Annotated in this window: 8 protein-coding genes; 2 read left to right on the top strand and 6 right to left on the bottom strand. The window is 71.2% G+C overall.

Annotated elements, in window-relative coordinates; genetic code table 11:
- The coding region (locus H5J30_RS12455) for a hypothetical protein (RefSeq protein WP_181787501.1) at positions 1–290 on the bottom strand (290 nt) is incomplete at its 3' end.
- 225 nt (positions 291–515) lie between these two features.
- Positions 516–911 (bottom strand): winged helix-turn-helix transcriptional regulator, encoded by a 396-nt coding sequence (locus tag H5J30_RS12460; RefSeq protein WP_181787508.1) that lies wholly within the window; start codon positions 909–911, stop codon positions 516–518.
- A 119-nt stretch (positions 912–1,030) separates the two neighbouring features.
- On the opposite strand from H5J30_RS12460, the gene H5J30_RS12465 reads away from it, so the two are divergent.
- Complete coding sequence (locus tag H5J30_RS12465; protein ID WP_181787502.1) at positions 1,031–1,858, top strand: enoyl-CoA hydratase/isomerase family protein; 828 nt, start codon at positions 1,031–1,033, stop codon at positions 1,856–1,858.
- A gap of 234 nt (positions 1,859–2,092) precedes the next feature.
- On the opposite strand, the gene H5J30_RS12470 is transcribed toward H5J30_RS12465, so the two are convergent.
- The 3 genes from H5J30_RS12470 to H5J30_RS12480 form a co-directional block, all read right to left on the bottom strand.
- On the bottom strand, positions 2,093–3,169 hold the full coding sequence (locus H5J30_RS12470) for a hypothetical protein (protein WP_181787503.1): 1,077 nt from the start codon (positions 3,167–3,169) through the stop codon (positions 2,093–2,095).
- Positions 3,170–3,347: 178 nt separating this feature from the next.
- Entirely contained in the window at positions 3,348–4,277 is a 930-nt protein-coding gene (locus H5J30_RS12475; RefSeq protein WP_181787504.1) for a helix-turn-helix domain-containing protein, read from the bottom strand.
- A gap of 348 nt (positions 4,278–4,625) precedes the next feature.
- Entirely contained in the window at positions 4,626–4,958 is a 333-nt protein-coding gene (locus tag H5J30_RS12480) for an antibiotic biosynthesis monooxygenase family protein (RefSeq protein WP_181787505.1), read from the bottom strand.
- Between the two features lie 121 nt (positions 4,959–5,079).
- On the opposite strand from H5J30_RS12480, the gene H5J30_RS12485 reads away from it, so the two are divergent.
- A complete protein-coding gene (locus H5J30_RS12485) occupies positions 5,080–5,922 on the top strand; it encodes an alpha/beta fold hydrolase (RefSeq protein WP_181787506.1) in 843 nt (280 codons plus the stop codon).
- Between the two features lie 41 nt (positions 5,923–5,963).
- Here H5J30_RS12485 and H5J30_RS12490 read toward each other — a convergent pair.
- A partial coding sequence (locus H5J30_RS12490) for an ABC transporter permease (RefSeq protein ID WP_258563280.1) occupies positions 5,964–7,132 on the bottom strand: 1,169 nt, incomplete at its 5' end.

Here is a 7,132-nt window from a genome sequence, read left to right on the forward strand (position 1 = left end):
ACATCCGCCAGCCGCGTATCCGCCTCGACGAGGTCCGCCACGGCCAGTTCGAGACGCTGCCGCGTCCGCTCCGGCAGTTCCTCACGCTCCGGGTCGGCGGCCTCGCGCTGCGCCTGCTGCCACGCGGTGTCCCCGTCGAGCCGCTCCAGCACGGCATCCACGGCGGTGTCCACGGTCTCCTGCGCCTCTTCCGGTACGGAGAGCGCATCGGACACGGTCCGCCCGGCCAGCATCGCCGCGCGCCGGCATAACCAGCCCACCACCACACCGGTGATGCCCGACTCCAGCATGAGCCCTCCCCTTTTCCTACGGCATTGCCCAGGCGGTACCGCCGGTGGTCCTCATGGAGGTGGTCGGCGACTCCTGCCATGCGTGGAGCAAGTGATCACGACGGGGCACCGACTTGCACGAACGCGCCGACGCGGCCTGTGACCAGCCAAGATTACCGTCAGCAGGCGAGGCTGATCACCGGCAAATTCAGCCATCATGTGCGCTGGCATGCCCTGGCCGTGGTGTCAGCGCGGGGCTCTCCGGTCGAAGTCGCGCTGGCGTGCCTGGATCTCGGAGGCGTTCGCGACGGTCCAGTCGTAGAGGCGAGCGAACGGCTCACGCAAGGATTCGCCGAGGGAGGTGAGCGAGTATTCGACGCCTACCGGCGAGGTCGGCAGCACGCGGCGCTCGACCATCCCGTTGCGTTCGAGCCGGCGCAAGGTCTGCGTGAGGACGCGTTGCGTGATGCCCTCAAGGCGGCGCTTGATCTCGTTGAACCTGCGTGGTTCGACCAGGACCGCCATCACCATCATCGACCACTTGTCGGCGATCTGATCGAGGATCGGCCGACTCGGACAGTCGGGCCGAAACACCACGTCGTGCTCACCGATGGCCCGGTAGACGGCCTCAGAAGTGGCCATGGCGGTATCCTCCACGATCCCTAGGATGCCTGAAGTGCGTTATTGACGCAGGTCAAAGACGGTTTCACGGTAGGTATACAACAGGAACCGGGGTTCTGCCAGATACCTAGGAGAAAGCCATGGGCCACGACGCCTACCAGACCTTGCGGGTCAGCCGGAAAGACGGAGTCGCGCACGTCACGATCGACAACCCGCCGGTCAACGTCCTCAGCGTCGCGGTGATGACCGATGTGCGGCGCCTGCTCGCCACGCTGGCCGGCGACGACACCGTACGCGTCATCGTGTTCGACAGCGCGGACCCGGACTTCTTCCTCGCCCACGTCGACATGACCGCCACCCCGGACGCCCTCGCCGGACTCATGGCCGACCTGCCGGACGGGGTCAACGTCTTCCAGGCCATGGGGGAGCAGCTGCGCCGCCAGCCTCAGGTGACCATCGTCAAGCTCGCAGGCAAGGCGCGCGGCGGCGGAGCCGAGTTCGTCGTGGCCGCGGACATGGCGTTCGCGGCGATCGGCAAGGCCGGGCTCGGCCAGATCGAAGCCCTCATGGGCATCGTTCCCGGCGGCGGCGGCACGCAGTACCTCACCGAGCGCGTCGGCCGTAACCGTGCCTTGGAGATCGTGCTCGGCGCCGACCTGATGGACGCCGAGACCGCCGAGCGGTACGGCTGGGTCAACCGGGCGGTCCCCGCCGACCGGCTCGACGACTTCGTCGACCGCCTCGCCGGTAACATCGCCGCGTTGCCCGGTGGCGTCGTCGCGGCAGCCAAGCGCGCCATCGTCCTCCGCGATCATGCTGATGGCCTGGTGCGGGAGAACGACGCCTGGGCCGGACTCGTGTTTCGCCCCGCCACAGCACAGCTCATGGGCGCCGGGCTGGCCAACGGCGCCCAGACCCGGGACGGCGAACAGGACCTTGAGGGTCTGTTCCGCGATCTCGCCGGGTAGCTGAATGGGAAGCCGTATCCCAGCCGCGCCTGGTTCGTTTATTTCTGCTGGTCAGCATGGTTTCGTTCGGGGCGAGGGAGGAAGCCGCGCGGTCGGCCGGGGTGTGGAGGCCGCGGAGATCCCTCTCTTCATGCGCGTGCCCGGGACGGCGTTGAACAACGCCGTCCCGGGCACGCGCAGCCGACCCCCTGCGGCTCCGCGAGCGGGTCCCGAACCGCGCCGGTGGCTGCCGGTTCAGCCCGTCTTGACGGGGGTCAGGGTGAATCCGTCGTTGGGCTTGCCCGCGAGGAGGTCGGCCAGCCCGCCGCTGAGGGCGTACGCCGTGCCGCGCGGTCCCGCGGTCACGTCGTTGGTGACGGGATCCTTGACGGTGTCGGTGACCGTCACCGTGGCTTCCTTCCAGCCGTCGCCGGGCTCCACGTGCTGGATCCGGGCGGGCTTGCCGGACAGCAGACCACTGCTGACCGCCGTGATCGAGCCGTCCTTCAGCAGCCGCATGCCGGCCGCCGGGGACGCCAGCGGCGCGGCGAGCTTCACCGGCTGCGCCTTTTCGGGGTGCTGTACGGGTACCCGTACCAGGGAGCCGTCGGCCATGGCGATGATCAGCTGGTTTCCCCGCACCCATTCCACCGCTGACATGCCGACATCGTCGAGGAAGTCAGGGATGTCCAAGTCGCCCTGGAGCAGGTCGCTCCGGAGGAAGACCGAGGCGCGGCCTTCGGTGTCGATGCGGTACACCGTCGGGGTCAGCTCATCCACGGCGTAGACGGTGCCGTCGGGCGCCACCGTCACGTCGGAGATCAGGTGCTGCTTGCCGTCGAGGGTGATCGCCGTCAGATCGGTGCACCACTGCTGCTTCCCGGTGGCCAGGTCGTAGCTGCCCACGCCGGCGACGCGGAACGGGGCGTCCTTGCGGGAACGGTCGGCGGTGCCGTAGTCCACATTGCTGACCAGGACGCGGCCGCGCTCGCGGTCGACGTGGACGGCCTGCGCCGAGACGAGTTCCGGGTCGTCGATGAAGGTGCGTACCTTTCCGTCCGGACTGACGGCGAAGACCTTGCCCTGGCTCAGCGAGCCGGCGAAGAACGTCTTCGAGCGGGCGTCGAAGTCCAGCGAGTGCGGGAAGACGTTCGGCCCGTCGGCCTTGATGGGCAGGGGCGTCTTCTGCCTGCTCTGCTGGGAACCGGAACTCGATACGGAGGCGGAGGCGGAGGCATCGGAGGAGCCGTTCGCGGCCAGTGCCGTCCCGGTGGCCGCGGCAGCGACAAGTGCGGCACCCGCGATGGCCATCTTCTGCTTCGTCTTCTTCATCGTCCTTGTTTCCTCTGGAGAGTCGGGAGTCGGGAGGTACGTGCGAGAGCTGTTTTCCGGCGGATGGCGCAGAAAGGCGCGGGTGACCGGGCCCGCGGCACTTTTCTGCCGTCCTCGGGCCAGGGGTGTAACGCTCTGAGCGGACTGCGGACTTACCGCCGTCGGCCGGTCGGGCGAATCAGGAGTGCACGGGAGGAACGACGTGTGCCCGGGTGCCGTCGGCGGAGCCGGTGGCGGCCGGCCTGTCCGCGGAGGGCTGGAGGGTCTGGTTGAGCAACTGCAGGGCAGCCTGAGCGGCGGAGCCCGGCGCAGCCGTCGTCACCACCACCCGCAGCCCCTGCTGACGGGGCACGGACAGTGAGTGCTGGAGCACGTCCAGCTCCCCGATCATCGGGTGGCGCATCCGGTACTCGGCCATGTCCCAGGCGCGCACCCGCTGCTCGGCCCACAGCGTGGCGAACTGCGGACTGCGCATGGTCAACTCGCCTATGAGGGACGCCAGCTGCGGGTCGTTCGGATATTCGCCGACCGCCTGCCGCAGCTTGCCCACCACGTCCCGTGCCTTTCTGGGCCAGTCCACGTACAGGTCGCGGGTGTGGGCGTCCAGAAATACCAGCCGGGCGGTGTTGGGCCGCGTGGCGGCCTGATCCGGACTGTCCGGGGCCACATGCCCGGCGAACAACGCATGCCCGGCACGGTTCCACATCAGGACGTCCGAGCGCCGGCCGACGACGACCACGGGTGAGTCCCCGAAGGAATCCACCAGTTGGCGCACCGCCGCGGTGACACGCTCGGCCGGGAGCCGGCGGCGGCTCTGCCGGGCGTCGCCGGACAGGGTGTGCAGGTGGTGCCGCTCCGCGTCGTCCAGCCGCAGGGCGGTGGCCAGCGCGTCGAGGACCTGCGGCGAGGCGTTGAGGGACAGCCCTTGTTCGAGCCGGATGTAGTAGGCGACGCTGACACCGGCCAGCTGGGCCAGCTCCTCACGCCGCAGCCCCGGCACGCGCCGCCGGTCCCCGTAGTCCGGCAACCCCACGTCCGCCGGCTTCAACTGCGCGCGACGCGTGGACAAGAACTCACCGAGGGACGTGCCGTGCGTGCTGTCGTTCATGCGATCGAGGGTAGGCAGACTCTCGACACCTAGCCTGCCCCTGGGAGTAGCAGACACCGACCCGGTCACGGACACGCGTACCGAGGAAGGCGATCACGGCGGCGACCTCGCGGGCGTCTCCCGGCCGGTTCAGCGGGACGCCGGGACGGTCCTTGTCGCGTACGTCCGTCCATGCCTTGCCCGGCCAGTCGCACGGCGGTGGCCCGTCCGATACCTGAGTCGGCTCCGGTGACGACGGCGCCCCGGGCCTCGGGCATGACGCCTCCTCCAGCTCGCGGAAGGTGTGTGTACCCGCGCCGGTCCGGGCCACGCGCCGCGTTGCTCCGGGTGTCGCGCTTCGCCGGCGCATCATCCGGGACCTGGGGCTCCTGCCGCCGGCGGCAGGTCGGCGATCTCGAAGTGCTCGACGGTGCGGTCGTAGTCGAGGAGGACGGACCGGGCCTCGGGCTCGACCGCGGCGACGGCGGTGTCGGGGCCGGTGAGGGCGCGTACGGCCGCGTAGGACTCCCACACGGTCAGCACGCGTATCCGTACGAGCCGCGCGTCGGTCCGGGTCAGCAGAAAGGCCGAGTGGAAGCCGGGCAGCGTACGCAGCCGCGGCAGTACGGCGCCCGTGAAGTGCCGGGCGTACTCCCCGGCGCCCTCGGGGGTGGCGGTGGCGCCCCAGTCACGCAGGATCATCGCGATACTCCTCTCGTACGGTGGCGGGTACTCCCCGCCGGAAGTCTCGGCCCGCCGGCGCGGCGCCCGGCTCCCCACCGGGCTGTGCCGTCTCCCGGACGCCTGCGCCTACAGTGGCCGGATGGCTGCCTGGCACCTGTCCCGCACCTTCGAAAGCACCTCCGGCGTCGTCCGTTGGGACCGACTCGGCGACCCGGACGCGGAGCCCCTGGTGCTGCTGCACGGCACACCGTTCTCGTCGTACGTCTGGCGTCCCGTCGCCCGGGCGCTGGCCAACCGCTGTCAGGTCTACGTCTGGGACATGCCCGGCTACGGCGGCTCGGAGTCGACCGTGGGCCAGGACCTCTCCCTGGACGCGATGAGCGGGGTCTTCACCGACCTCCTCGACCACTGGGGCCTGGCCCGGCCCCTGGTGGCCGCGCACGACTCCGGCGGGGCCGTCGCCCTCGGGGCCCATCTGCTGCGCGACGCCCGCTACCGCGCCCTCGCCCTGGTCGACGCCGTCTCCCTGCCGCCCTGGGGCAGCCCCTTCTCTGCCCTGGTCGGTGCGCATGCGGACGTCTTCGCCCGGCTCCCGCTCCCGGTGCACGAAGCGGTGGTGCGCGAGTACGTGCAGTCCGCCAGCAGCCCCGGACTCCACCCCGCCGACCTCGACAGGCTGGTCGGCCCGTGGCTGGGCGAAGCGGGCCGCGCGGCGTTCTACCGCCAGCTCACCCAGCGCCTCGACGACCGGCGCTACACGGACGCCATGCAGCCCCGCTACTCCGCAATCGACCTGCCGGTCCTCATCTGCTGGGGCGAGGACGACACGAGCTGGGTGCCGCTCCCCCGCGGCCACGAACTCGCCGCGCTCATCCCCGGCGCCCGGCTGCACACCCTCCCGGACGCCGGCCACCTCGCCCCGCTCGACGCCCCGGCCGAACTCGCCACCGCCCTCCTGACCTTCCTCACGTCCGTGCCCTGACGACCGGCGGTCGCCGGGGCCTCCTCGTACCCGTGCCCCGCTCACGTGGCCGCGAGGGCTTCGGTCGGCGGCAGGCGGGCGGCGCGGACGGCGGGGTAGAAGCCCGCGAGCGCGCCGATGGCGAGGGTGGCGCCGACACCGCCGGCTATCGCCCAGAGGGGTACGACGGCGGGCCAGCCCTGGTACGTGGCGTAGCCGGCGGTGACGCCGATGCCCAGCAGCACCCCGCCGACCCCGCCGAGGGCGGACAGCAGCAGCGACTCGCACAGGAACTGGGTGCGTATCTGGCCGCGGGTGGCGCCCAGCGAGCGGCGCAGGCCGATCTCCGCGCGCCGCTCCAGCACCGAGATGACCATGGTGTTGGCCACCCCTACCCCGCCGACCAGCAGCGCCACCGCACCGAGTCCGAGCAGGAGCCCGTTCAGCGCGTCGTCCGTGGCCTCCTTCGCCGCCAGCGCGTCGGAGGGGCGGGAGACCTCGACGGAGGTCGGCTCCTTCGGGTTCGCCGTGGCGCCGAGCACGGCCTGGACCTCTGTCACGGCGGCCTCGTCGGTGCGGGTGTAGAGCGTGGTGGCGTAGCCGTCGAAGCCGACCTCCTGCTCCGCGGCCGGCCAGCCGATGAGGGCGGCGGCGTCGAGTTCGGGCGCCAGTTCCGTGGGGGCGAGCAGGCCGACGACGGTGAACCACCGCTCGCCCAGCCAGACCTGTACGTCGGGGCCGGCGGCGTGCACGGCGAGTTGGGCCGCCGCGTCGGGGCCGAGTACGACGGCCGGGTAGCCGATGTCGGCGGTGTTCAGCCAGCGTCCGGCGGTGATCCGGGCGCCGACGGTCGCGGGCAGGTCGGTGCGTGCCGCGTAGACGCCGATGCCGCCGGTCTCCTCGGCCGGTATGCGGTCGTTGCGGTAGACGCGGGCCTCGGTCAGGCCGACGGCGGAGACGGACTGGACCGGGGCGATGCCGCCGATCATCTCGGTGGCCTCCGGAGGCAGTCGGGCCTGGCCGCCGCCGAAGCTCTCTCCGGGCGCGACGGTGAGCAGGTTGGTGCCCAGGGCGTCGAGCTTGCGGTCCAGTTCCTCGGTCGAGGACGTGGAGATGCCGACGACGCCGGTCATGGCGGCGATGCCGATGGCGATGCCGAGCGCGGAGAGGAACACCCGCATGGGACGCGAGCGCAGCCCGGAACCGCCGGCGCGCAGCACGTCGAGCGGAC

The organism is Streptomyces phytophilus, from assembly GCF_013870535.1.
Lineage (GTDB): Bacteria > Actinomycetota > Actinomycetes > Streptomycetales > Streptomycetaceae > Streptomyces > Streptomyces phytophilus.

Bases quoted from the DNA above. Each gene is read 5' to 3' on its own strand.
- H5J30_RS12460 (WP_181787508.1), bottom strand. From the start codon at position 911: ATGGCCACTTCTGAGGCCGTCTACCGGGCCATCGGTGAGCACGACGTG.
- H5J30_RS12465 (WP_181787502.1), top strand. From the start codon at position 1,031: ATGGGCCACGACGCCTACCAGACCTTGCGGGTCAGCCGGAAAGACGGA.
- H5J30_RS12480 (WP_181787505.1), bottom strand. From the start codon at position 4,958: ATGATCCTGCGTGACTGGGGCGCCACCGCCACCCCCGAGGGCGCCGGG.
- H5J30_RS12470 (WP_181787503.1), bottom strand. From the start codon at position 3,169: ATGAAGAAGACGAAGCAGAAGATGGCCATCGCGGGTGCCGCACTTGTC.
- H5J30_RS12485 (WP_181787506.1), top strand. From the start codon at position 5,080: ATGGCTGCCTGGCACCTGTCCCGCACCTTCGAAAGCACCTCCGGCGTC.
- H5J30_RS12475 (WP_181787504.1), bottom strand. From the start codon at position 4,277: ATGAACGACAGCACGCACGGCACGTCCCTCGGTGAGTTCTTGTCCACG.